General features: G+C 61.3%; 20 protein-coding genes. 10 read left to right on the forward strand and 10 right to left on the reverse strand.

Annotated features, from left to right (window positions below; translation table 11 throughout):
- Nucleotides 1–3: 3 nt before the first annotated feature.
- A complete protein-coding gene (locus IBT47_RS02610) occupies nucleotides 4–876 on the forward strand; it encodes an ABC transporter permease (protein ID WP_200559042.1) in 873 nt (290 codons plus the stop codon).
- Nucleotides 876–2,588: an ABC transporter ATP-binding protein gene (locus tag IBT47_RS02615; protein ID WP_200559043.1), complete on the forward strand. Its 1,713-nt coding sequence runs from the start codon at nucleotides 876–878 to the stop codon at nucleotides 2,586–2,588. The genes IBT47_RS02610 and IBT47_RS02615 overlap by 1 nt, the downstream gene beginning before the upstream one ends.
- Here IBT47_RS02615 and IBT47_RS02620 read toward each other — a convergent pair.
- Entirely contained in the window at nucleotides 2,585–3,850 is a 1,266-nt protein-coding gene (locus tag IBT47_RS02620; RefSeq protein ID WP_200559044.1) for a type II toxin-antitoxin system HipA family toxin, read from the reverse strand. The genes IBT47_RS02615 and IBT47_RS02620 overlap by 4 nt on opposite strands.
- Nucleotides 3,840–4,193, reverse strand: coding sequence for a helix-turn-helix domain-containing protein (locus IBT47_RS02625; RefSeq protein ID WP_200559045.1), 354 nt, complete (start codon nucleotides 4,191–4,193; stop codon nucleotides 3,840–3,842). The genes IBT47_RS02620 and IBT47_RS02625 overlap by 11 nt, the downstream gene beginning before the upstream one ends.
- A 329-nt stretch (nucleotides 4,194–4,522) precedes the next feature.
- On the opposite strand from IBT47_RS02625, the gene IBT47_RS26940 reads away from it, so the two are divergent.
- The 7 genes from IBT47_RS26940 (at nucleotide 4,523) to IBT47_RS02660 (ending at nucleotide 14,149) form a co-directional block, all read left to right on the forward strand.
- Nucleotides 4,523–6,580: a hydantoinase/oxoprolinase family protein gene (locus tag IBT47_RS26940; protein WP_200559046.1), complete on the forward strand. Its 2,058-nt coding sequence runs from the start codon at nucleotides 4,523–4,525 to the stop codon at nucleotides 6,578–6,580.
- A complete protein-coding gene (locus IBT47_RS02635; protein WP_200559047.1) occupies nucleotides 6,577–8,598 on the forward strand; it encodes a hydantoinase B/oxoprolinase family protein in 2,022 nt (673 codons plus the stop codon). The genes IBT47_RS26940 and IBT47_RS02635 overlap by 4 nt, the downstream gene beginning before the upstream one ends.
- Nucleotides 8,591–9,667: a PotD/PotF family extracellular solute-binding protein gene (locus IBT47_RS02640; protein ID WP_105591776.1), complete on the forward strand. Its 1,077-nt coding sequence runs from the start codon at nucleotides 8,591–8,593 to the stop codon at nucleotides 9,665–9,667. The genes IBT47_RS02635 and IBT47_RS02640 overlap by 8 nt, the downstream gene beginning before the upstream one ends.
- Nucleotides 9,664–10,758, forward strand: coding sequence for an ABC transporter ATP-binding protein (locus tag IBT47_RS02645; protein ID WP_200559048.1), 1,095 nt, complete (start codon nucleotides 9,664–9,666; stop codon nucleotides 10,756–10,758). The genes IBT47_RS02640 and IBT47_RS02645 overlap by 4 nt, the downstream gene beginning before the upstream one ends.
- Nucleotides 10,742–11,605, forward strand: coding sequence for an ABC transporter permease (locus IBT47_RS02650; RefSeq protein WP_200559049.1), 864 nt, complete (start codon nucleotides 10,742–10,744; stop codon nucleotides 11,603–11,605). Before IBT47_RS02645 ends, IBT47_RS02650 begins: the two co-directional genes overlap by 17 nt.
- Nucleotides 11,598–12,416 (forward strand): ABC transporter permease, encoded by an 819-nt coding sequence (locus IBT47_RS02655; RefSeq protein ID WP_105591778.1) that lies wholly within the window; start codon nucleotides 11,598–11,600, stop codon nucleotides 12,414–12,416. The genes IBT47_RS02650 and IBT47_RS02655 overlap by 8 nt, the downstream gene beginning before the upstream one ends.
- Before the next feature lie 122 nt (nucleotides 12,417–12,538).
- Nucleotides 12,539–14,149, forward strand: a complete 1,611-nt coding sequence (locus IBT47_RS02660; protein WP_200559050.1) for an ABC transporter ATP-binding protein — start codon at nucleotides 12,539–12,541, stop codon at nucleotides 14,147–14,149.
- On the opposite strand, the gene IBT47_RS02665 is transcribed toward IBT47_RS02660, so the two are convergent.
- Genes IBT47_RS02665 through IBT47_RS02695 form a run of 7 tightly spaced genes read right to left on the reverse strand, consistent with a single transcriptional unit; the run spans nucleotide 14,132 to nucleotide 21,603 of the window.
- Nucleotides 14,132–14,950 carry a sulfurtransferase gene (locus tag IBT47_RS02665; protein ID WP_200559051.1) on the reverse strand — a complete coding sequence of 273 codons (819 nt, stop codon included), beginning with the start codon at nucleotides 14,948–14,950 and terminating at the stop codon, nucleotides 14,132–14,134. The genes IBT47_RS02660 and IBT47_RS02665 overlap by 18 nt on opposite strands.
- Nucleotides 14,947–15,924, reverse strand: a complete 978-nt coding sequence (locus IBT47_RS02670) for an ornithine cyclodeaminase (RefSeq protein ID WP_200559052.1) — start codon at nucleotides 15,922–15,924, stop codon at nucleotides 14,947–14,949. The genes IBT47_RS02665 and IBT47_RS02670 overlap by 4 nt, the downstream gene beginning before the upstream one ends.
- Nucleotides 15,924–16,922, reverse strand: a complete 999-nt coding sequence (locus IBT47_RS02675) for a 1-aminocyclopropane-1-carboxylate deaminase/D-cysteine desulfhydrase (protein WP_200559053.1) — start codon at nucleotides 16,920–16,922, stop codon at nucleotides 15,924–15,926. The genes IBT47_RS02670 and IBT47_RS02675 overlap by 1 nt, the downstream gene beginning before the upstream one ends.
- A complete protein-coding gene (locus IBT47_RS02680; protein WP_200559054.1) occupies nucleotides 16,919–18,325 on the reverse strand; it encodes a M20/M25/M40 family metallo-hydrolase in 1,407 nt (468 codons plus the stop codon). The genes IBT47_RS02675 and IBT47_RS02680 overlap by 4 nt, the downstream gene beginning before the upstream one ends.
- Nucleotides 18,322–19,236, reverse strand: a complete 915-nt coding sequence (locus tag IBT47_RS02685) for an ABC transporter permease (protein WP_105591784.1) — start codon at nucleotides 19,234–19,236, stop codon at nucleotides 18,322–18,324. Before IBT47_RS02685 ends, IBT47_RS02680 begins: the two co-directional genes overlap by 4 nt.
- A gap of 1 nt (nucleotide 19,237) precedes the next feature.
- Nucleotides 19,238–20,113: an ABC transporter permease gene (locus IBT47_RS02690; protein WP_200559055.1), complete on the reverse strand. Its 876-nt coding sequence runs from the start codon at nucleotides 20,111–20,113 to the stop codon at nucleotides 19,238–19,240.
- The gene (locus tag IBT47_RS02695; protein WP_200559056.1) at nucleotides 20,110–21,603 is read right to left on the reverse strand and encodes an ABC transporter substrate-binding protein; all 1,494 of its coding nucleotides are present in this window, start codon (nucleotides 21,601–21,603) and stop codon (nucleotides 20,110–20,112) included. Before IBT47_RS02695 ends, IBT47_RS02690 begins: the two co-directional genes overlap by 4 nt.
- Nucleotides 21,604–21,767: 164 nt before the next feature.
- Between IBT47_RS02695 and IBT47_RS02700 the strand changes: the two genes are divergently transcribed.
- Nucleotides 21,768–22,439, forward strand: coding sequence for a GntR family transcriptional regulator (locus IBT47_RS02700; RefSeq protein ID WP_200559057.1), 672 nt, complete (start codon nucleotides 21,768–21,770; stop codon nucleotides 22,437–22,439).
- A gap of 112 nt (nucleotides 22,440–22,551) precedes the next feature.
- Here the strand turns inward: IBT47_RS02700 and IBT47_RS02705 are convergent, their stop codons facing one another.
- Complete coding sequence (locus IBT47_RS02705) at nucleotides 22,552–23,244, reverse strand: hypothetical protein (RefSeq protein ID WP_234471668.1); 693 nt, start codon at nucleotides 23,242–23,244, stop codon at nucleotides 22,552–22,554.
- Nucleotides 23,245–23,316: the final 72 nt, after the last annotated feature.

Raw genomic sequence — 23,316 nt, forward strand, 5'->3', positions numbered from 1 at the left:
TCTATGGCCACTCTGTCCGTTGTATCTGTTCATTCCCCGGTTAACCGCCGCGCCCTGCGCCAGTTTCTGCGCAACCCGGCGGGCATCGCCGGGTTAATTATCCTGCTGCTGACCGTCGCGATGGCCGTTATCGCCCCCTGGCTGTTCCCCGGCGATCCGCTGGATATGGTCGCCTCACCGCTGCTGGCGCCGTTTACCGACCCGGCGTGGCCGCTGGGAACCGATGCGATGGGGCGCGATCTGGCCGCCGGTATTTTTCACGGCGCGCGCGTCTCGCTGCTGATTGGGCTGGGTGCCACGCTGATCGGGCTGCTCCTCGGTTCGCTGGTCGGCAGCCTGAGCGGCTATTTCGGCGGCAGCGTTGACTATCTCCTGATGCGTATCACCACGCTGTTTCAGACCATGCCCGCCTTTCTGCTGGTGATTATCATTCTGGCTATCTCTACGCCGACAGTAACCTTAATCACCCTCAGTATTGGTGCCACCACCTGGCCGACCATCGCGCGACTGGTGCGGGCTGAATTCCGTACTCTGCGCGGGTCTGACTTTGTGCTGGCCGCCCGCTGCCAGGGTTTTTCCTCTGCGCACATCATCTTTCGCGAGATGTTGCCCAATGCCCTCCCGGCTATCGTGGTGACGTCATCGGTGATGGTGGCTTCCGCCATACTGATGGAGGCCGCACTGTCCTTCCTCGGCCTGGGCGATCCTAACGTCGTGAGCTGGGGTTTCCTGATCGGCAGCGGCAGGGAAATGCTCCGCACCGCATGGTATCTGACCGCCGAGCCGGGCGTTGCGCTGGTGATAACGCTGCTGGGGCTGAATCTGCTGGGCGATGCGCTGAATGACGCCTTTAATCCAAGACTGAGTGACCAATAATGCAACCGCTTCTCTCCGTGGAAAATCTGCACATTCGTTTCGGCAGTCATGCCGCGGTTAACAACGTGAATTTCAGCCTGGTACAGGGTGAAATGCTCGCGCTGGTCGGCGAATCCGGCAGCGGGAAATCCGCCACCGCGCTGGCAATTATGGGGCTGCTGTCAGACCAGGCAAAGGTCAGCGGGCGCATTGAATTTGCCGGACGCGATGTTGTGAAACTGCCGCCGTCCGCCCTGCGAAAACTGCGCGGTGATGCGCTGTCGATGATTTTCCAGGAGCCGATGACCTCACTGAATCCGGTGTACAGCGTCGGGGCGCAAATCGCAGAAACCCTGCGGATTCATCAGCGTCTGTCGCACAGACAGGCCCGCGCCCGCGCCATCGAACTGCTGGCGCTGGTGAATATTCCCGATCCTGCCCGGCGGGTGGATGATTTTCCGCATCAGCTTTCCGGCGGCCAGCGGCAGCGGGTAATGATTGCGATGGCCGTTGCCTGTGAACCCCGACTGCTGATCGCCGATGAGCCGACGACCGCACTCGACGTCACGGTGCAGGCCAGCATTATGTCGCTGCTGGACCGGCTGCGCCGGGAACTTTCGCTGAGCGTACTGATGATCACCCACGACCTGGGGCTGGTTTCCCGCTGGGCCGATAGCGTCGCCGTGATGCACAACGGCAGGATTGTCGAGCAGGGGTCCGCCGAGGCGATACTGCACCAGCCGGGCCATGATTATACGCGTGGCCTGATGGCCGCCTCGCTGATGGGCGAGCGCGATCTGCACTATCGCCAGCGCCTGCTCACCGAAATTCGCCACGACGGTGCCGATCGCTTTCATCTCCATCAGCCCGCTACGCTGTCGTTTCCTGAGGCGGCCAGCCAGCGGGAAACGCAGCCGCTGCTGTCGGTAAACCAGCTCAATGTGAGCTACAGCCGGGGCCGCACAAGCATCCCCGCCCTGAAAGACATCAGCTTTGATTTACACGCCGGTGAAACGCTGGGCCTGGTCGGCGAATCGGGCTGCGGGAAATCAACCCTGTCGCGAAGTATCTTGCGCCTGCTGCGCCCGGACAGCGGTAAGATTCTGCTGGACGGCAAGGATCTTACCCCTTTTCCGGAATCCGGGCTGAAAAACCTGCGCAGCAGCGTGCAGATGATTTTTCAGGACCCGTACGCGTCGTTGAATCCACGGCAAACCATTTTCACTATTCTGGATTCCGTACTGCATCTGCACGATCCCGCTCCGGCATCACAGCGATTACAGCGCATTCATACCATGCTGGACCGGGTGGGCCTGCCGAGGCAGTCGCTGCATCGCTACGCCCATGAGTTCTCCGGTGGTCAGCGCCAGCGTATTGGCATTGCCCGTGCGCTGATTGTTAAACCCCGGCTGGTGATCTGCGATGAGGCGGTTTCCGCACTGGATGTCTCGGTGCAGGCGCAGATCCTTAATCTGCTGCTGGAGATGAAGCAGGAACTGGGTCTGAGCTATCTGTTTATCTCCCACAACCTGGCCGTGGTGCGTTATATGTCAGACCGGATTATGGTGATGAATCAGGGGGAAATCATTGAAGCAGGGGATGCGGCTGATGTCTGGCACCGGCCACAGCACGCCTGGACCCGCCAGCTTCTGTCGGCGGTTGGCGGGGCGGAAGCGCGTCAGCCGCCGTTGCCCGCAGCGGCGGAACCGGCATTCGCCTTCTCACCGGGTTAAAGCGCGCGGATGCTGGCCTGAATCTTCGCGTTTACCTCGTTAAGCACCGCCGCCGGAATCGCATCGCCCAGCGCTTTTGCCGTAGCGACAAAGGCGGTGGCAACGTCGCAGACCTCTTCGATAATCACATTCATCGTCTTTTCGCTGATATCGGCCGATTTCGCGGCCGTCATCAGTGCCCTGCGGCTGATGTTTTTCCCGTGTCCGGCAACGGAAGACTGGTGCTGGCCGCCCGGTCCGCTCTGGAAGGTGATGTCGTAGGCGGGCGAAAGCCGCCATTCCTCGTTCTGATTCAGACTGAAGGCAAAGTTTTTGGCGTGATCGTCCTGATTATTCATGATCACGTTAAACACCATGCGGCGTGCCTGCGCTTCCCGCTCGGTAGCCGAACGGGTAATCATCGCCGTGGCCTGCAAAATATCGCTGTAATCCAGGCAGGGCAGGCGGAAATCGGCCTGCAATGCACCCGCCATGCTGAGGGTCGGCACCCGCATGCCCTGCTGGCGATCGAAACGCTTCACGCCGAAGGCCGACAGTCCGTCGCCCAGCGCAAACCAGCGGCTTTCGGGGAATTCAATACCGGCTTTTCTCGCCAGCCGGGCATAGATTTCTTCCAGCGGGCAGACCCAGGCGGCTTCCTGCGCCGCCGGGAATTTGATTAGCCACGGATCGCTGCCGGCAAACGGCGACGAATGGATTTTTCCACTGGCGGCTTCGAAATCCAGCAGCACCTTGGGGCGCGCACCGTGCGGGGAACCGCCCAGCCGCACCAGCTCCGGCAGCACGTCAGAATCCAGTCCGGCAACCTCCACTTCGATTTCACGCGCCAGCAGCATCAAATCGTTAATCGTATGCTGCTCCGCTGCCTGCCCCGGAACCTCCATCACCGGCCGGTAAGTGAGCGCACCCATGGTGTTACTGCCCAGCATCGCCAGCCTGTCCAGCGGAGAGAGTGCCGCAGGCTCAATGGCATTGCGCCGCAGGAGCCGGTCCATTAACAGCCGCCCCCAGCCGTCGGGCAGCGAGTCAGCAATAAAACCGGGGATACCTTCCTGATGGCGTTCAAAATCGGCGTAGGTGGTGCTGACCGGCGGATGGAGCAGCGGCGAAAACTCAATGCCGCGATCGATGCTTTGTGCGGAATATTCAAACAGCCATTCGCCGCGCTGGCGACCTTCGGCCAGCGTACCCAACACCCAGTGTTCTCCCCAGCCTTCGTAGATCACGTCCAGCCGCCGGAGCGGGGCGTAGTTATTTTTCATGATTTCCCCTCGTTCTGCCTGCATCCTGCGCCGCAGGCCGCGCCCTGCGTTTAGCCGCACGCTGCCGCGTGGGCGCTTTCAGCGCCTCAACCTGCGCAATGCTCATCGCCGGGAGTTGAAACAGGCCGGTCATCTCTCTCTCCAGCCGCAGCGCGAACACGACCTTCATAAAGTTTTCCAGCGTCACTTTACCGTCGCTTTCCAGTTTTTTCAGCGCTGAGACTGAAATCCCCGCCTTTTCGGCCAGCTCTTTTTGCAGCAGGTTGCGGCGTAAACGATGTTCGCGCAGGCGTTGCCCCAGCTGGGCAATCAGTGTCGATTCAGAATAGAGTTTAAGAGACATAATAAACGCTCCTGATAGTTTAAATCACCGACAAGGGGTGTTTTAAGCTCTTTTATGTCAGCAAATAATTTTAACCGCAAGTCTATCACAAGAGTTGTTTTAACGCCTTTAAAAGCGATAAATCCACTCTAAAAGCTTATATTAAAACTCTTAAATCTATTGTGAGTGATATTTTATCTCAGTAGCCATCAAGTGAAGAATCCACTTCATGCATTTTTCGGCAAAGCTAAGTCATTTTTGTTAGTCGTGATATCCGGCAAATCAAGGGAGATTAAGGGGTTACAGACCGTACCGATTATCTCAGTGACTTGTAATGCAGGAGAAGTAAGGTGGATAACAGCCCCGCAGCCGACGCAACCGTCGGCGTGGACGTCGGCGGAACCTTTACCGACTTTGTTCTATTTGACCCGCAGCGCCAGCAGCGTTTTTACCATAAACAACCCAGTACGCCCGCCGATCCTGCCCTTGCCGTCAGTGAAGGGCTACAGGCGATCCTGCAAAAAAGCCATTTACCGGCCAGCGCGCTGTCGCTGGTACTGCACGGCACCACGCTGGGGCTGAATGCCATTATCCAGCGTCGCGGGGCGGATATTGCTCTGGCGATCACCGAGGGCTTTCGCGATGTGCTGGAGATTGCCCGCGCCCGTATGCCGTCCTCGTTCGATTTTCACGCCGACCGCGAAGCACCGTTTTTACCACGCCGTCGCGTGGTGGAGATCCCGGCGCGTTTCAACCCAGAGGGTGAGGTAACGCAGTGGCCCAGCGAGGCCGCGCTGGCACAGGCTGCCGAAGAACTGGCCGCGTTAAACGTCAGCGCGGTGGCGCTGGTGACCATCAATGGCTATGCCAACCCGGCGCGGGAAGCGGAACTGGCGGCAGCACTGGCCGCCAGGCTCGGCAATGTGCCGGTACTCTCTTCAGCGCAGCTGTGGCCGGAAATTCGCGAATATGAACGTACGCTGGTGGCCGGGCTTAACGCCTATATCCAGCCGCTGATGCAGCGCTACTTTACCCGCCTTAACACATTGCTGACCGGGCAGGGGATTGAGGTTCCATTATTGATCACCGCCTCTAACGGCGGCGTGCTGCCGCTGGATGCCGCTCAGCAGCGCCCGGTGGATACGCTGCTCTCCGGTCCGGCCTCCGGGGTCACGGCCGCATCGCGGCTTGCCGCGGGCCGCGGCTTCGTTTCCTTCGATATGGGCGGCACCAGTAGCGATATTTCGCTGTCGGCAGAAGGGGAAATCGAGCGGGTAAACCGCACCGAAATCGGCGGCCTGCCGCTGATCCTGCCGGTGGTCGGCGTATCGGCCATCGGCGCAGGCGGTGGCTCGCTTGTGCAGGTGGATGAATACGGCATCCTGAAAGTCGGGCCGGAAAGCGCCGGAGCCGATCCCGGACCGGTTGCCTACCGGCGCGGCGGCACGCAGCCGACGCTGACCGACTGCTACCTGGTCAGCGGCATCCTGTCTGCTGAAAACCGCCTGGCGGGCAGTATCGAACTGGACCGTGAAGCCGCCACGCGTGCGCTTCAGCAAATAGGCGAAACGCTGGGGATGGAAGCAGCCGAGGTAGCACGCGGTGCGATTGCGGTGGCAACGGCCCAGATGGCCACCGAGCTGAACAAGGCGCTGGCGCAGCGCGGTCTTGCCTCCGATGAGCTGACGCTGATCCCGTTTGGCGGCGCAGGCCCGACGCACGCCAACTTCTTCGCCGCCGAAGCCGGGCTGCAACGTATTCTGGTGCCGCTGCGCCCGGGAACGTTCTGCGCCGACGGCGCTATCGGCGCAGATATCCGGCGAGATTTTGTCCGCAGCCTGCGGATAACGCTCACGGCGGGCAGCTGGAGCAAAATCGCCGCCACGCTTGAAGAACTGCATCAGCTGGCCGAAGGCTGGTTTACTCAGCAGGCCAGCCGCCTCAGCCGCCGGGTTGATTATGGCGTGGAAGCGGATATGCGCTATGTCGGGCAGGCCTACGAGCTCAGCGTGAGCCTCGGTTCTCCGCAGGACGTTACGCTGGAACAGCTCAGGGCCAGATTCCAGCAGCTGCACCAGCAGCGCTACGGCTTTATTACCCCGGAAGCCACCGTTGAGCTGACGACGCTGCGCCTGTATCTGAATGCGGCGCTGCCGCAGCCTGAGGACAAACCGTTCGATGCGCAAACGGCCCACGTTGCCCCGGCGAGTCGGCCGGTTTTCCTGACCGACGGCTGGATGGACGCCGCGATCTGGCAGCGTGAGAATCTGCGCACCGACAGTACGATTCACGGCCCGGCGGTCATCGAACAGGATGACACGACCACGGTGATTTTACCGGGCTGGACGGCGCGTCCCGATGCCCACGGCAATCTGTTGATCGTCCGTATTCCGGGAGGCACGGCATGAAGCTTGATGCGATTACGCTTGAAATTCTCAACCAGAAACTCACCGCGCTGACGGAAGAGATGTGCCATATTCTGCAACGCACCGGCCGCACGCTGTACGTGAAAGAAACCGCCGACTTCTGCTGCGCGGTAGCGGATTTGCAGGGGCGTTTTTTTGCCTATCCCAAAGGCATTGGGGTGTCCGGCTTCGTCGGGCTGAATGCCCTGACGGCGATTTCCGCCGTCGGAGAAGTGGCTCCTGGCGATGTGATCCTGACCAACGATCCGTGGCGCTCACGGGGGCTGGCCACCCATCTTCCCGACCTGCAGCTGCTGGCGCCGTGGTTTATTGACGGTGAGCTGGTGGCGTGGGGCTGGGCATTCCTGCACGCCTCAGACGTTGGCGGGCGCGTGCCGAGCAGCATTTCCCCCACCAATAGCGATATCTACCAGGAAGGATTGCAGATCCCACCGGTGAAGCTGCTGCGCGCCGGGGAGCTGAATCGCGATGTGATGGCGATCCTCACCGCCAACAGCCGCACCCCGGAGGCGATTAGCGGCGATATTCAGGCGATGCTGGCGGCGCTGAATGCGGGCCGCGAGCGTCTGAGCCGGATTGCCTCACAGCACGGTGTTCCGGCGGTGCGCCAGGCACAGCAGGATTTGCAGGCTTACTCGGCGGCGCGTGCGCGACAGGTGCTGAAACGCATTCCCGACGGCGTTTATCAGTTTGAAGACTATCTGGATGATGCCGCAGGCAGCGGCCTGCCGGTACGGCTGGCGATAACCGCCACCTTTACTGACGGCCAGGTCCACCTGGATTTTACCGGCAGCGACGCGCAGGTGGCGGCCGCCATCAATATTCCCAGCCACGGCGATCCCCACGCGTGGCTGACGCTGCGGATACTTGCACTGGTGTGCACGCTGGATAAAACGGTGCCGCTGAATGCGGGCCTGCTGGCCCCGGTTACGCTGTATGCACCACCGGGATCGCTGGTCAATCCGCACTACCCGGCCGCGGTGGGCGTGCGCCATGCGGCGGCGGTAAGAGTAAACGACTTGCTGAACGGACTGCTGGGCCAGCCGCTGCCCGACGTGATGCCTGCCGCCAGCGGCGGAACCATTATCCCGCTGGTGATTGCCGAGTCGGCGCGTCACGGCCGGGAACAGAATGTGCAGGTGATTGAGCCGCTGGTCGGCGGCGGCGGTGGGCGGGCAGGGCGCGACGGCATCGATGGCCGCGATAACAGTATCTCCAACCTGGCGAACAACCCGGTCGAGATGGTAGAGGCGGAAACTCAAATCGAAATTCGCCAGTACGCGCTGCGGCCCGGTTCCGCAGGCGCGGGCCAGTGGCGCGGTGGTATGGGCCAGCAGATCCGTGTACGGATTTTACAGGACGACAGCACCCTGCTGGCGCGCGGCCTGGAGCGTATGCTGTTCCAGCCGTGGGGCGTGCAGGGCGGTCAGTCCGGTGCGCCCACCACGCTGACCTTAAATCCTGACAGCCCCGAGGCGAAAAAACTCGGCAAAATCGATCTGCTCAGCGTCAACCGTGGCGATGAAGTGCTGCTGCAAACCCCGGGCGGCGGCGGCTGGGGCGATCCCTGGCTGCGCGATCCCCTTGCGGTGCAGCGGGATGTGGATAACCAGTTGCTGACCGCCGAACAGGCGCTGCGGCACTACGGCGTGGCGATCGGCGCACAGGGCGTTGATGACGCCGCCACGGCAGCCGCCCGCAGCCAGCCGCGCCAATCCGATAATGCAACGTCTGACGCGCGGGCCAACTGGCTGAGCGTGTTTGACAGTGCCGCACTGACCCGGCTGAACCGGCTGCTGTATCCGCTCAGCCCGGCCGAACGGCAGCGCCATAAGCAGGCGGTCTTTGCCGCCGCGCTGGGCAGCCTGCCGGAGAATTTCCCCCGTTCTGTTTCTGCCGATCCAACCCCTGCGCGGCGTGCCTTTGCCGACACGCTGGAAAGGCTGGCGGAGCAGCTTGCCGTTTCAGAGACCTTAATACCAGGAGACAACCATGCCTAATATTCATAATAAAAAACGTCTGCTCGCCGCGCTGGTGGGCATCTTTATCGGCCACGCCGCCGTTGCGGCCGAGGCCAGCAATTCGGTGGTCGTGGGCGTTTACGGCGGAGACTGGGAAAAAAACATCCGCGCCTCCGGCCTTGAGCAGTTTGCCAAAGATAATCACCTGAAGCTCACCATCGTGCCGGGCGCGGACGCGGAATGGTTCGCCAAACTGCGTGCCGCCAAGGGACGCCGCGCGCCGTATGACGTGGTGGTGTTCCAGCCCGATACCGTCCAGCGCGCACAGGCGGCGGGGCTGCTGCAGCCGCTGGATGCCAAAGATATCCCGAACCTGAACAACCTGTATAAAACCGTGCAGTCGCGTTTTGTTTACGATAATCAGACCTATGCCGCCGCGTTCAGCCTCGGTCAGCTGGGCCTGGCCTACCGCACCGATCTGGTGAAAAACCCGCCGAAAAGCTGGCTGGATCTGTGGAACCCGGAATATAAAGGCCACGTTGCTATTTCCTCACCGACCTATGCGGCCGGGCTGCAGTTCTTTGCCGGTCTGGTTCATGCGCTCGGCGGCGAGCTGAACCAGCCTGCGGCGGTGGACAAGGCGTTCAGCAAACTGCAGGAGCTGCGCGGCAATGCCGTGGCGTTCCCGGACAGCCCGGGGGCGATTCAGACGCTGCTGGAGCGCGGCGATGCGTGGGTGGTGCCGTACTGGGACGGTCGGGTCTTTGCGCTGAAGCAGCAGGGGATGAAGATTGATTTTGTCTATCCGTCGGACGGCCCGGTGGTGGGTGCGGCAAACTGGGTGATCCCGAAAGGCGCACCGAATCTCGCCAACGCCTACAAACTGGTGAATGCCATGTCCGCCCCCGAGGTGCAGAAAGCGTTCTCGGATAAGTCACTGTACGGCATGACCAACAAAGACGTGCAGTACAGCGACAGCCTCAAGAGCCAGGTGAAGGTGGGTGAAGAGGCCTACAGCAAGCTGATCTGGATCGACTACAGCACGGCCACCCCGCAGCTGGCCGACTGGACCCGTCGCTGGAGCCAGGCGCTGGGCGGTAACCAGTGAGTTCTGTCGTCATCGACGGCGTCGCGCGGCAGTTCGACAACCACCGCGCGCTGAATGACGTCAGCCTGACCATCGCGCAGGGGGAGTTTTTTTCCCTGCTCGGGCCGAGCGGCTGCGGTAAAACCACCCTGCTTAACATCATCGCCGGTTTTCTCGCCCCGAATCAGGGGCGGGTTTTACTGGGCGGCAGGGAGGTGACCGCGCTGCCGCCCTACCAGCGCAATATCGGTATGGTGTTTCAGAACTACGCGCTGTTCCCGCATCTGAGCGTGGGGGACAACGTGGCGTTTGGCCTGAAGGTGCGTAAGGTTTCCCGCAGCGAACAGGAGAAGCGCGTGGCCGATGCGCTGCGGCTGGTCCGGCTGGAAGGGCTGGCGCAGCGTATGCCGCATCAGCTTTCCGGCGGGCAGCAGCAGCGTGTCGCGATTGCCCGCGCGCTGGCGATTGAACCCCAGGTGCTGCTGCTGGATGAACCGCTGTCTAACCTGGATGCGCGGCTGCGTAAAGAGATGCAGGACGAGCTGCGGGCGATCCAGCAGCGCGTCGGTATCACCACTATCCTGGTCACCCACGATCAGGAAGAAGCGCTGACGCTCTCGGATCGCATCGGCATCCTCGGCCACGGCGAGCTGCAGCAGGTTGGCACCCCGGCGGCGCTGTATCGCCAGCCCGCCAATCGCTTTGTGGCGGAGTTTATCGGCCAGGCCAATCTCTTTCCCGTCGCGACACAGGGTGAAGAGTACGCCGCGCGCGAGCACTTTGTCGCCGACGGCGTGCCGCTGCGGCTACGGGCGGCCACGGCGGTGAATGCGGATCTGCTGGTGGTTCGCCCCGAGCGCGTGCAGTACAGCGCTGAACCCGGTATCGCCGCAGTGAATGCCTGTGCCGCCGTGGTCAGAGAGGTCAGCTTTGCGGGCGCAACGCTGCGGCTGGCGTGCGATCTGCCGGGCGGGGGAGAAATTCGCGTACAGCCCGCCGAGTCACACTTCGCCCGGCTGCCCGCGCCGGGTGACCGCTGCTGGCTGCACTGGCAGGCCGGGGATGTGATTGTTCTGCCGCAGCAGGTGCGGGGTGATGATGCGCACGCGTAACCTGTTTCCCTGGCTGATGCTGATGCCCTGCTTGCTGTTTCTGCTGCTGTTTTTACTGGTGCCGCTGCTGCTGCTGTTCGACCAGAGCCTGACCGATGTCGACAGCCTGCTCAATCCGCTACCGGGGTTCAGCCTGGCGCAGTACGTGACGATCTTCCGCGATCCCCAGTACCTGCACGCGCTCTGGACCACGCTGTGGGTGTCGCTGCTGACGGCGGCCATCACGGTGCTGCTTGCCTGGCCCGCCGCCTGGCTGCTGGTCAACGCCCGTCAACGTCACTGGCGCACGCTGCTGTACGTGGTACTGATTTCACCACTGCTGACCAGCGTGGTGATCCGCACCTTTGCGTGGATTGTGCTGCTGGCGCAGAACGGCCTGATTAACGGCTTTTTGCTGTTTACCGGGCTGATCCCGCAGCCGCTGAGCCTGCTGTGGAATATGAATGCGGTGGTGATCGCCTTCGTGCAGGTCATGCTGCCGTTTGCCGTGCTGCCGCTGATCACCTCGCTGAATGAGATTGCCCCCGCGCTACGTCTGGCGGCGATGAGCCTGGGTGCCACGCCGGGGATGACCTTTCGCCGGGTGATCCTGCCGCTGACGCTGCCGGGAATGCTGACCGGTTTTATCATCGTCTTCTCGCTGGCCGCAGGCAGCTATATTACCCCGCTGCTGATTGGCGGACGCCTGCAGCCGCTGCTGCCCATTGCGATTTATCAGCAGGCGATGCAGATTGCTAATCTGCCGCTGGCGGCGGCGCTGTCGTTGACGCTGCTGGTGATGACGCTGGCGGTGGCGGGCGTGGCCGGTATTTTCCTGAAACGCTGGGAGAAAAAAAATCATGGCTGATGCCTTACACCGTCTGTCGCTGCGGCTGAGCCGCCTGGCCGTCACCCTTGCCGGTATTATTGTTTACCTGTTTCTGGCGCTGCCGGTCGTGGTGATCGTGCTGTCGGCGTTCAGCCCGGAGCCTTACCCGCAGTTTCCGCCGCAGGGGCTGTCGCTGCGCTGGTTTGAAGCACTGTTGCAGGACCCGGCCTGGACTGAGTCACTGTGGGTCAGCCTGTTGCTGCTGGCGATTGTCACGCCGCTAACGGTGGTGCTGGGCACCTTTGCCGCCTGGTCGCTGGCGCGGCTTAATTTCCGCTACCGCGAGGCGCTACAGGCATTTATTCTGTCGCCGCTGATGATCCCGCAGGTGGTACTGGGCATCGCGCTGCTGTACGTGCTGACCGCCGCCGGGATCGCCGGAACGCTCAGCGGGCTGGCGATCGGCCATGCGGTGGTGGCGTTGCCCTACGTGGTGCGCACCGTCAGCGTCAGCCTTGCGGCGATGGATAAACGCCTTGAGTCGGTGGCGATGAGCCTGGGAGCCGGGCGCTGGTATACCTTCCGCACGGTGACGCTGCCGCTGATTAAACCGGGAATTTTAGCCGGTGCGGTCTTTGCCGCCGTTACCTCGTTTGGCGAGGTGTCGGTCAGCCTGTTTATGACCGCTCCCGGCACGATTACCGTCCCGGTGCAGGTCTTTAACTATGTCGACCAGACTTTCGATCCTACGGTGAACGCCATTTCGGTGATTTTTATCGTCATTGCCATCCTGCTTTTGATGGTGATTGAGAAAACCATTGGCCTGGTAAAACTGAATCAATCGGGTTAAAAGTAAAATGTCTGGCCCGTGGGGCTTATTCCATTTGGGCCAGAATGAAAACCTATTGTTCTTGAGGCGCTATAACACAGAATATATCATGTATTCTTTAAGCCCGAAGAGAGCCCGTTCCGATGACGCATTCCCGCCTGCTGTCCGTTGAAAATCTGTCGCTGGAAACTGCCGAAGGCCGTTTGCTGGTCGATAACGTCTCGTTTCATCTCGACCAGCGGGAGATCCTGGCGCTGGTGGGGGAGTCCGGTTCCGGTAAAACGCTGACGTCGCTGGCGGTGATGGATCTGCTGCCTGCGGGCGTGCAGAAGGCGGCGGGCGAACTGACCTTTGCAGGCCAGCGGCTGGAAGCCGGTAACGTGCAATCGCTGCGCGGCTGCCGCATAGCGACGGTATTTCAGGAACCCATGTCGAGCATGAATCCCACACTGCGCATCGGCGAGCAGATTGCCGAAGTGCTGGTGCGTCACCGCCAGATGAGCTGGAAGCAGGCGCAGCAGGAAGCGATTGCCCTGCTGGATCGCGTGGGGATCGTCAACCCCGCGCTGCGCGCGCGGCAGTACATCCACCAGCTTTCCGGCGGTATGCGCCAGCGGGTGATGATTGCCAGCGCGATAAGCGGCCAGCCGCAGCTGCTGATCGCCGATGAACCGACCACCGCGCTGGACGTGACCATTCAGGCGCAGATCCTCAGCCTGTTGCAGGATCTGCAGCGGGAAATGGGCATGGGTATTTTGCTTATCACCCACGATCTGTCGGTGGTCGCCCGCTATGCCGACCGCGTGTGCGTGATGCAGCAGGGGCAGCTGGTGGAGCAGGGGGAAACGGTCGCCACGCTCGGCAGCCCGGTTCACCCCTATACCCGCAAACTAGTAGACGCCTCGGTGGCGCAGCTGCCGTCGCAGGCCGCCGTCAAAACGCAGCCGCTGCTTGAGCTGAACGCCATCTGCAAAAGCTATCCGCTGCCGCGCCCGCTGCCGTTCTGGCCCGCTAAGCGGCAGACCGTGCTGCACCCGCTGGATCTCAGCATTGCGCAGGGTGAAATTGTCGGGGTGATCGGCGAATCCGGCTCCGGCAAAACCACGCTGGGCAGCGCGGCGATTGGGCTGATTGAGGCCGATAACGGCGAGATCCGCTTCGAGGGCGAGGCGCTGCGCGGGCGGCAGCGCAAAGTGCTGCGCCGCCACTGTCAGATCATCTTCCAGGACCCTTACTCCAGCCTGAATCCCAAAATCACCGTCGGCGAGCAGATTGCCGAACCGCTGCGGGTCTGGCAGCTGCGCAAAGGCGAAGCGGCCGTGCAGGCACGGGTCAAAGAGCTGTTAACGCTGGTGGGATTGCAGGAGCAGCATGCCGGTCGACTGCCGGGCGCGTTCTCCGGCGGGCAGCGCCAGCGTATCGTCATTGCCCGTGCGCTGGCGATGGAACCGAAGCTGCTGGTGGCCGATGAAGCGGTCGCCGCGCTGGATTTATCGGTGCGCGGCCAGATCCTGGCGCTGTTTAACGAACTGCGCCACAAGCTGGGTTTATCCGTATTGTTTATCAGCCACGATCTCAGCGCGGTACGTCAGCTGTGCGACCGCATTGTGGTGATGTATCACGGTAAAGTGGTGGAAGAAGGGGCGACCGAACGGGTTATCAGCCAGCCGCAGGACCCCTATACCCTGCAACTGCTGGCCGCAGCGCCCGATGTCCATCAGGCGCTGGCACAGCGCTCAGCTGCCGCGCAGTAGCGGCAGTTCAGGATGTTCGGCCCACTCGTGCCACGAGCCGACGTACACTGAAACATCGATAAAGCCCGCCCGTTTCAGTGCGGCCAGCACCGTTGCCGCACGGGCACCGCGATGGCAGTAAACCTGCAGTTTTGCCTCTTCACGCAGTCCGGCATTCCGGGCACGCTGGCGGATCGCCTCCGGCTCCAGGAAATGACCACCGGACACCACATCCTCCCAGAACAGCAGTGCGGAATGCGGAATGCGCCCGGCGCGCGGGCAGCAGTCGTGGGCAAAACTGCCGTCGAACTCGCTGGGTCGACGGGCATCAACGTTAATTACCGCGACGCCGTCGGCCTCCTGCACCTGCTGACGGGTACAGACCAGATCCCGCTGCCAGCGCGTGGCTTCTGCGGCGGGCTGATGCGCGATCGTCCGGCTTAATCCCTGCCCGGCAGCGGTGGCAAACCCGGCTTCGCGCCAGGCCTCAATGCCGCCGTCAAGGATAAGCGCATCCTCATGGCCGAGAAGCCAGGCAAACCAGGCACCGCGCGGTGAACGCATGCCGACCTGATTCTCAAAAAAGACCGGAGTGGCGCCGGGATAGCTCGCCAGCAGCGGCTCGAGTGCGGTGGCGGCCTCAGCGGCCATCACCGCCAGGCCCGCTTCGGTGCTGTCGGCAATAAAATAGTCATAAACGTTACAGTGTAGCGCGCCGGGCAGCGTGGCCTGCTGCCATTCGGCGGCATCGCGCACGTCTATCAGCAGAAAGTGCTCGCCGCGCGACTGGCGCAGGTGCAGCGCTTGAGCTGAGATAATCATTGAAGTGCTCCCGTAAACAGCGGCTGCCGTTGCCCGACCCCGTCACGTTCCGCAGCCTGTAGCACGCGGGCGGCAAGGGCGATATCAAACACGTTGAGGCCAAATGAAGAGAAGTAGACGCTGTCATCCGCTGCGGCGCGCCAGCCGTCCAGCAGCAGCGCGGCCAGATCGGCGGCCACCTCCTGCGGCTGAAACAGCCCGGCGCGGTACATCTGGAACAGGCTCTTGGCGCTGCGTTCGGCAAAATCGCCCCACGCATCTACCACCACCCGATCGCTGACGCGAATGGCGTCAAAGCTGACCTCGTGGTAGCCCACCTGAATCACAATTCGCCCCGGGCGGACGGCGGTCTCGGTTAACATCGGCTGGTCCGCACTGGTGCAGGTAATCACCGCGTCATACGGCTGTGCCAGCGCCTGCTGAAGATCGCTTTCCAGCGTCAGATCGGCGGCGGGCAGTATTTTTCCGGGGGTGCGGTTCCAGACGCCAATCTGCGCCAGGCCCGGGAACAGCTGCCTGAGCATCTGCAGATGGGCCTGCGCATGGATACCGCTGCCGAGCAGCAGCACACGCTTCACCGGCTGCGGTGCGGCGTGCTGTAGCGCTACGGCGGTAACGGCGGCGGTACGCGCGGCGGTTAACGCGCCGCTGGCTAACAGGCCGTGCGGCACGCCGTTCTGCGCATCGTTAATCAGCGTTACGGCCAGCGCGGCGGGCAGGGCATCCGGCCGCAGGGGCCGGTGCGCCGTCCATTTCACTCCGGCCGCATTGAAACGGCCTCCGACGCGGGCGGGCAGCGCATAGGCTTTGCCCAGCGGCGTGGCGAGGTCGACGGCGTTCTCGGCGGGCATCTGCGCCTCGCCGAGCCGCATCAGCTTCACCACCTCGCGGACATCCTCCAGCGCTAGCGCCACGTCTGCGCCGCCCAGCCGGGCGACGTCAGCGTCATTAAGGACGCGCAGCAGGCCGTCCATTACTGCTCCAGCAGGCGGTCGGCAAACGGATAAAGCGCCGGGGAACCGCCGCAGTGAATAAAGGTAACGCGCGATCCCTGCGGGATCTTGCCCTGCTCAACCAGCGAGAACAGGCCGTGCATCGCCTTGCCGGTATACACCGGATCTAACAGCACGCCTTCCGACTGCGCGAGTTTGTAGATCGCCTCGATGCCGCCATCCGACGGCACGCCGTAGGCCTGGCCGACATAGCCATCCTCAATCCAGATATCTTCCGGCTGCCACTGCTGCGGCCACTGCAGAAGATCGGCGCAGTCCTGCGCCATCCCGGCAATGCGCGGCTGGAACCAGTCGGCTTTCGCGCTGACGCTGATGCCCACGACACGGCTGTCCGGCCAGTAGCGTCGCGTGCCGACATGCAGCCCGGCCAGCGTACCGCCGGAACCGGTCGGCGCGACGATAAAGTCCGGGGCAGCGGTGCCGCCTGGTTCAAGCTGCGCGGCGATCTCTTCCACCGCACGTACGTAGCCCAACGCACCCAGCGGCGTCGCGCCGCCGAGCGGGATAATCAGCGGGGTTTCGCCGTTGGCAACCGCCTTATCGGCGTGTGCCTGCATCGCCCCTTCGATCTGGGTGAAGTAGCCGTCCGGGTCAAGAAACTGCACTTCGGCCCCGAACAGCTTGTCCAGCAGCAGGTTACCCTGCCAGTTGGATGGCGGGTTGCCGCGCAGCACCAGCACCGGACGCATACCGAACTTACGAGCGGCAGCGGCCACCATACGGGCATGGTTAGACTGATGCCCGCCGGTGGTGATCACCACATTAACCCCGGAACGGCGGGCTTCGGCCATCAGGTACTCCAGCTTGCGGACCTTATTGCCCCCGCCGCCGAAGCCGCTGTAGTCATCGCGTTTGATGCTCAGCGTAATCCCCAGCGCCTCGCTGAGCCGGGGTAGCGGCTCAAGCGGGGTGGGGAAGAAGCCGAGCGGAACGCGTTCGAACTCTTCAACTGATTTCATGGTTTTTTACCTGTTTTAATAGTCTTTGGTGTTTCCCTGGTGTGGCGCGCGACCCGGCCAGAGGCCGGATCATTGAATCCTGTGAGCCAGAGGCTCAGCGACTGCTGGAAGCGTTCAAGTCCTTCCAGCGTGACAAACTCATTAACGGCGTGGGCGTTACCGCCGTGGCCCAGCCCGCCGATCAGAAAGGCCGGGGCAACCGCCGCAAAGGCGTAGGCGGGCGCGCAGCCCGGTGCCCACGGCCAGATTTGCGGCGTGGCGTCCAGCGCCTGATAGCTGGCGATCAGCGCATCGACGCCGCTGGCACTGCGGGGGAAGCGAATGCCGGGATAGCTGTCGAACAGTTCAAGTTCACTCCCGGCCAGATCCGACTGCGCCATACGCTGGCGGGCGCGTTCGATCATCGCGTCCTGGTCAAATCCCGGCGGGATGCGGAACGCCAGCTCCGCGCTGGCACGATACGGGATCACCCCACGGCCGCCGGGCGGATTGCTGTGCAGTTCGGCCAGCGTCAGCACGGCACTGCCGAGCAGCGTTTGCAGGCAGCTCAGCGTGTCGCCTTCAATCATCAGCCGCTGACTGCGGCGAAAACGCAATTCATCTTCCAGGCTGAACGATTTGGCCAGTTCGGCCAGTAGCAGGTTGGCTTCTTCGTCCGGCATCAGGCGGCCCAGCACACCGCTGTCGGCGGCCGGGGCAATGGCGTTCAGCGCATTGACCAGCTGCCACGCGGGGCTGGCAATCCATCCGGCGTTGCTGGCGTGAATGGCGGAAGACGGCCCGCCCCATTCGCCGCCGGTGACGCTCAGGCGACCGGTGGCCAGCCCGGTAAAACCGAGGTAAACGCGCGGTGCACCACCACCGTATTCGCACAGCGACGGAAACAGTACCGCCTCGGCAGGTGCAATCGGGCAGGGCTGCTGTGCCAGATAGCGGCGCAGGGTGCCGCTGCCCACTTCCTCTTCGCCTTCCAGCAGAATTTCAATATTGAAGTCCAGCCGCTGCTGCTGCTGAAGCTCGCAGAGCAGGATCAGCATGGCGGCCACCGGACCTTTATTGTTTTCGGCACCGCGCCCGACAAATACCCGGCCCAGTTCAGGCCAGTCGCAAAGACCGCCCACAAACGGCGGCACGTCCCAGCCGCTATCGTCAGCGGGCATCACGTCATACATGTTGTAGAGCACCACGGTGCGCTCAAAGCCGTTATCAATTCGCACGTGCACCAGCGGCGGCGTGTCGTGGGACTGTACGGCCACCGGCAGCACCACGGCAGCATCCAGCCGCTCGACCATCCACTGCTCCAGCCAGGCAGCCAGTCCGCGCTGGGCGTCCTTCTCACCCGCTACGGTGCGCCAGCGGGTCAGTTCACTCAGCAGTTCTAATGTGGCATCGAGGCGGCTCACAGGCGTATCCTCGGGTTGAGTGCCAGATACAGCAGATCGATCAGCAGATTAATCACCACAAACACCAGTGCAGCCAGCAGCACGATGGCCTGCACCAGCGGGAAGTCGCGGTTTTGTATCGCCTGAATCGCCAGGCGACCAATACCCGGCCAGGCAAAGATGATTTCCGTCACCAGCGCGCCGCCGAGCAGCGAGGCAAAATACATCCCCTGTACGGTAATCACCGGGATCAGCGCATTGCGCAGGCCGTGACGAACAACGATGCGCCAGGCGCTCAGCCCTTTGGCGCGGGCGGTGCGAATATAGTCCGTTTGCAGCACATCCAGCAGGCTGGCGCGCGACAGGCGCGCAACCGCACTCATGTAAAACGCGCCGAGGCTGATCGCCGGCATCACCAGCGCGGCAAAGGTGCCGTAGCCGCTGGAGGGCAGCCACTGTAATTGCAGGCTGAACAGCAGGATCATCAACAGGCCGAGCCAGAATACCGGGATGGCCTGGCCGCTGAATGCCACCAGACGGCACAGCAGATCCAGCCAGCTGTGCGGGCGCAGGGCGCTGACGATACCCAGCAGCAGCCCGAGCACGGAGCTCCAGGCCAGTGCGCTGACCGCCAGCAAAGCGGTGGCCGGAAGCCGTTCGCCAATCAGCGCCAGCACCGGCTGGCTGTAGCGCAGCGACTCACCAAAATCGCCGTGAAGCACGCCGTTAAGGTAGTGGCCGTACTGCCACAGCAGCGGGCGATCGAAGCCCATGCTGTGGCGAAACGTGTCAATTTCCTGCTGGCTGGAGCCGGGCGGCATCATCAGCGCAGCGGGATCGCCGGTAATATGCAGGCTGAAGAAAATCAGCAGCGAGACGCCAAACATCACCAGCAGCGACTGGCCGACGCGGTTGAGCAGCAGATTCAGCATCTTAATCCAGCCTCGTATGCGTGCGGCGCAGCAGGGCATCGCCCAGCAGATTGCAGCCGATTACCAGGGCAGCAATCACCAGCCCCGGATAGAGCACCAGCCACTGAGACAGCAGCATATAAGAGCGCCCTTCGCCAATCAGATTGCCCAGCGTCGGCGTCGGCGGCTGAATACCCATGCCGAGAAAACCGACCGAGGCTTCCAGCACGATCAGGCGTGGGATATCCAGCGTCAGCAGGACGATCAGCGGAGTAAACAGATTGGGCAGAATGTGGCGGAACAGGATGCGCAGGGTGGAGAAGTCCATCGCCCGTACCGCCTGTATATATTCCAGTTCGCGGATTTCCAGCGTTTTGGCACGGGCCACGCGGGCATAAATCGCCCAGCTGGTGCAGCCCATAATCACAATAATATTGGTCAGCGACGCCCCCATCAGGGCAATCACCAGCAGAATGAGCAGGATAAACGGAATGGCCAGCTGGATATCGATCAGGCGCATCAGCAGCGCATCCACCCAGCCGCCAAGATAGCCCGCAATCATCCCCAGCGTGGTGCCGATGACCGCGCCGATCAGCGCCGCCAGTACCACCACCAGCAGCGACAGCCGCGTACCGGAGAGTATGCGCGACAGCAGATCGCGGCCCAGCTGGTCGGTGCCCAGCCAGTGGGTGCCCAGCCAGTGGGTGCCCTGCGCGCCGGGGCTACCCGGCGGCAGGAAGATTTCCAGCAGATTATTACTTAGCGCATCGGGCAGGGGCAGCCACGGCGACAGCAGTGCTGCGGCGATAACCGCGATCAGCAGGGTCGCGCCAATCACGGCATCACCACAGATCAGTCGCCTCGGGCGACGGCGCAGCACGGCGGTCGGTGCGATCATTTCAGCCTCAGGTCATACAGTGGGATGCGGGCATCCACGCGGCCTTTAAACACCAGTGAATCGCTGTGGGCGTAAAGGGTGTCTTCCCGATACAGCGGCAGCAGAGGCTGCTGTTCGGCGACGCGCTGCTGGATCTGCTCCAGCACTTTTTTACGCGCTGCGGGATCAACAATCTGACGGCTCTGGTCCAGCAGTTTGTCGAGTTCGGCATCATGCACGGTGGAGTACGGCTCGCCGCTGCGCAGGATCGGGAACAGCGCGGCGTCGGCATCCAGGGTCTGGGTTGAGCCCCAGGCCAGCATATAAACCGGAGCCTGTTTCTGCGCCGCGACCTGCTGGGTGTAGACCGACCATTCCGGCACTTCCAGCTGGGCTTTCACGCCGATGGCCGCCAGATCCTGCACGATGGCCTGGGCAACATCGGCGCTGGCGATATAGCGGCGCGGTGCCTGGAAGCGCAGAGTGAAGCCGTTCGGGTAACCCGCTTCCGCCAGCAGGGACTTCGCTTTCGCCACGTCCTGCACGGTGGCCGGAACCGGCAGATAGCCAAAGTCATTGGCTCCGGCGGTCGTCCCGGTCGGTGTGCCAAATCCGTGCAGCAGCTGCTGGGTATACGCCTGACGGTTCAGCGCCAGCGACAGTGCCTGGCGAACGCGCACGTCGTTAAGCGGTTTTTCCTCATCTTTCAGGCCCAGATAGATGGTCAGGCCGCCGCCTTTCACCTGCTCCAGCTGTACGTTCGGGCGGTTTTTCAGCGCCGGAACCAGGTCGGCAGGCACGTTCTCAATCAGCTGAACTTCGCCGGTCAGCAGCGCGGTCAGGCGCGCGGTGGCTTCCGGGATTGGACGCCAGGTGACCTGATCGATAGCCGGCTTGCCGCGCCAGTAGGCGTCATTGGCGACCATCACCACTTTTTCATCCGGGATAAAGCTTTCCAGCTTGTAGGCACCGCTGCCAACCGGCTTGCGGGCAAACTCGCTGGCACCCACTTTTTTCACGTAGGCAGGCGGGACGATATACGCCGGATAGCGGCTCATCCGCGTTGGCAGCAGCGGGTCCGGGCCGTTGGTGATGATGCGAACCTGATTGTCACCGACCGTCTCAACGGATTTAATCGTGCGGATGTAGGAGATGGTCGGCGCGTGGTTTGCCGGGTCGAGAATACGGTCGATGGAGAATTTCACCGCTTCGGCATTCACCGGCTCGCCGTCGGTAAACTTCACGCCCGGGCGCAGGGTAAACAGCCAGGTGGTGGCGTCCACCGCTTTCCATTCGGTAGCCAGGCCCGGCTGTAGCGACATATCGTCACCGCGGCGCACCAGAGTATCGAAAATATTATCCACGAGGGTGGCGGATTCTTTCAGAAAGCCGGGGTCCATTGCCGTGGCGGAGGCCGCCTGACCAATGGTGATCTCCGCCGCCTGCACACCGGCAGGCAGCAGAGCAATAAGCAATGCGGTAGTGGCAAACTTCACTGCAGGTAGTCTCATAACGTTTTCCCAAATTGCCATCGGCAAGGTAGTGAAAAGAGTGAATACTGTGAGGACAATGCTGTGTTTTTGTAATACATGATATATCCTATAGTCAGGCTGAATAGCAATAAAACATTAAAATTAAATAACCATTTGCGATATCCGGGAAAGGACTAAAAAGCATGATTGAGATGGAAAAAGCGCAGCGACTAAGTCTCACCGCACAGGTGGAATCCACGCTGCGCAGCGCGCTGATTGTGGGGAAACTCAAGCCGGGTGCCAGGCTGGTGACCCGCGATCTGGCGGCACAGCTGGGTACCAGCATCACGCCGGTGCGCGAAGCGCTGCTGCGTCTGGTTTCTGCGGGCGCGCTGGATGCCACGCCCGCGGCGGCGTTTCTGGTGCCGGAAATCACGCTGCAACGCTATCAGGAGATCACGCTGATCCGTAAGCAGCTTGAAGGTTTAGCGGTGAGGTCTGCCGCGACGGCCGTGACGAAAAAACAGCTGACGGCGTTAAAAAAACTCTGTGCGCGCTTTATGCAGGCCAAGCTGAGCGGTGACGTTGAGATGGCGCTGGAAGCCAACCGCGCATTTCGTTTTACGCTTTACAGCTATGCGAAGATGCCAACGCTGGAAGCGATCATCGAGCAGCTGTGGGTACAGATTGGCCCGTGCTTCAACTATCTCTACCCGCAGTCAACGGAGATGGCACAGGGGCACCACAACTACGACCATTTGCTGGAAGCCTTAACGGCGGGCGATGCCGATGCCTGCGAGAAGCTGATTCTGAAAGCGATCGATGACGGTGCGGAAATCCTCACCGATCACTATTTCAAAAAGCCTGGCGGGTGAGATTCCGTCATTGATAAACGGCTGGCACAAGCCGTTCCTGGTGAAGACAGGTAATGACTTGGCCTGGATTGACTATTCAGGCCCAGGACACGGAATCTGCACATTGCCAGCGTTAATGTGAATCCGCAGGCGCGTCGGGATGAGCGATTGTCACCGTTTTCCCATAAATTCTGAACTTATGAATCGATCTGAGTTTGTTATCTCTTTTTTTTCCGACATATTTCATTGATGCCTGAATAAAACGAATTTCGTTTGCCTGATTCATTTTATCCAGCACGCTGTCGATGATTCTGATATCGGCATGATTGCATGCTTGCTGATTGATGAGGGAGGCATAGTCTATTTTCGTCGTCCAGGTTCCGGGATGATTGATAAGACCGATGATCTTTTCACGGATTAATACCGCCGCAACGGAGTCCTGATGGGATGCCCTGTTTGCCATTATTGCAAACTTGAAAAAGTAAAATATGACGAAAAATAGGGGAATGGTGTAGAAAAGCACGGATTTAAATGTGGTCGGTTCTTTATCCATATTAAGCGCATCGTAAATCACTGACGCCAGTGATACACAGACCAAAATGTCCGGCATGATCTCCGTCATGCGCTTAAGATCGTTTTTGAAAAACAGCGCGCCAATATAACTGAGCTGAGCAATTAGAATGGTTAACACCATCACGGTGAATGAGTTAAAGCATTCTCTTAAAATATACCCACCGATTATCGTGCATGTAGCGATAACGATCAGCACAACCTTCCAGTAATTTCGCAGGGAAACCATTTCTTTAAATGAAATCATTTTTTTCAAAAACCCTTTGCTTATCATGACTATAATTTTTCCATATAACGTTATTTATAGCATATAAGTCATTTGACAGGG

This window comes from Erwinia sp. S43 (genome assembly GCF_016624745.1).
Classification (GTDB): domain Bacteria; phylum Pseudomonadota; class Gammaproteobacteria; order Enterobacterales; family Enterobacteriaceae; genus Erwinia; species Erwinia coffeiphila.

Excerpts from the sequence above, each read along its gene's own strand:
- IBT47_RS02690 (WP_200559055.1), bottom strand. The coding sequence starts at position 20,113 with ATGATCGCACCGACCGCCGTGCTGCGCCGTCGCCCGAGGCGACTGATC.
- IBT47_RS02665 (WP_200559051.1), bottom strand. The coding sequence starts at position 14,950 with ATGATTATCTCAGCTCAAGCGCTGCACCTGCGCCAGTCGCGCGGCGAG.
- IBT47_RS02620 (WP_200559044.1), bottom strand. The coding sequence starts at position 3,850 with ATGAAAAATAACTACGCCCCGCTCCGGCGGCTGGACGTGATCTACGAA.
- IBT47_RS02695 (WP_200559056.1), bottom strand. The coding sequence starts at position 21,603 with ATGAGACTACCTGCAGTGAAGTTTGCCACTACCGCATTGCTTATTGCT.
- IBT47_RS02685 (WP_105591784.1), bottom strand. The coding sequence starts at position 19,236 with ATGCTGAATCTGCTGCTCAACCGCGTCGGCCAGTCGCTGCTGGTGATG.
- IBT47_RS02650 (WP_200559049.1), top strand. The coding sequence starts at position 10,742 with ATGATGCGCACGCGTAACCTGTTTCCCTGGCTGATGCTGATGCCCTGC.
- IBT47_RS02625 (WP_200559045.1), bottom strand. The coding sequence starts at position 4,193 with ATGTCTCTTAAACTCTATTCTGAATCGACACTGATTGCCCAGCTGGGG.
- IBT47_RS02610 (WP_200559042.1), top strand. The coding sequence starts at position 4 with ATGGCCACTCTGTCCGTTGTATCTGTTCATTCCCCGGTTAACCGCCGC.
- IBT47_RS02660 (WP_200559050.1), top strand. The coding sequence starts at position 12,539 with ATGACGCATTCCCGCCTGCTGTCCGTTGAAAATCTGTCGCTGGAAACT.
- IBT47_RS02655 (WP_105591778.1), top strand. The coding sequence starts at position 11,598 with ATGGCTGATGCCTTACACCGTCTGTCGCTGCGGCTGAGCCGCCTGGCC.
- IBT47_RS02700 (WP_200559057.1), top strand. The coding sequence starts at position 21,768 with ATGATTGAGATGGAAAAAGCGCAGCGACTAAGTCTCACCGCACAGGTG.
- IBT47_RS02640 (WP_105591776.1), top strand. The coding sequence starts at position 8,591 with ATGCCTAATATTCATAATAAAAAACGTCTGCTCGCCGCGCTGGTGGGC.
- IBT47_RS02635 (WP_200559047.1), top strand. The coding sequence starts at position 6,577 with ATGAAGCTTGATGCGATTACGCTTGAAATTCTCAACCAGAAACTCACC.
- IBT47_RS02615 (WP_200559043.1), top strand. The coding sequence starts at position 876 with ATGCAACCGCTTCTCTCCGTGGAAAATCTGCACATTCGTTTCGGCAGT.
- IBT47_RS02670 (WP_200559052.1), bottom strand. The coding sequence starts at position 15,924 with ATGGACGGCCTGCTGCGCGTCCTTAATGACGCTGACGTCGCCCGGCTG.
- IBT47_RS02675 (WP_200559053.1), bottom strand. The coding sequence starts at position 16,922 with ATGAAATCAGTTGAAGAGTTCGAACGCGTTCCGCTCGGCTTCTTCCCC.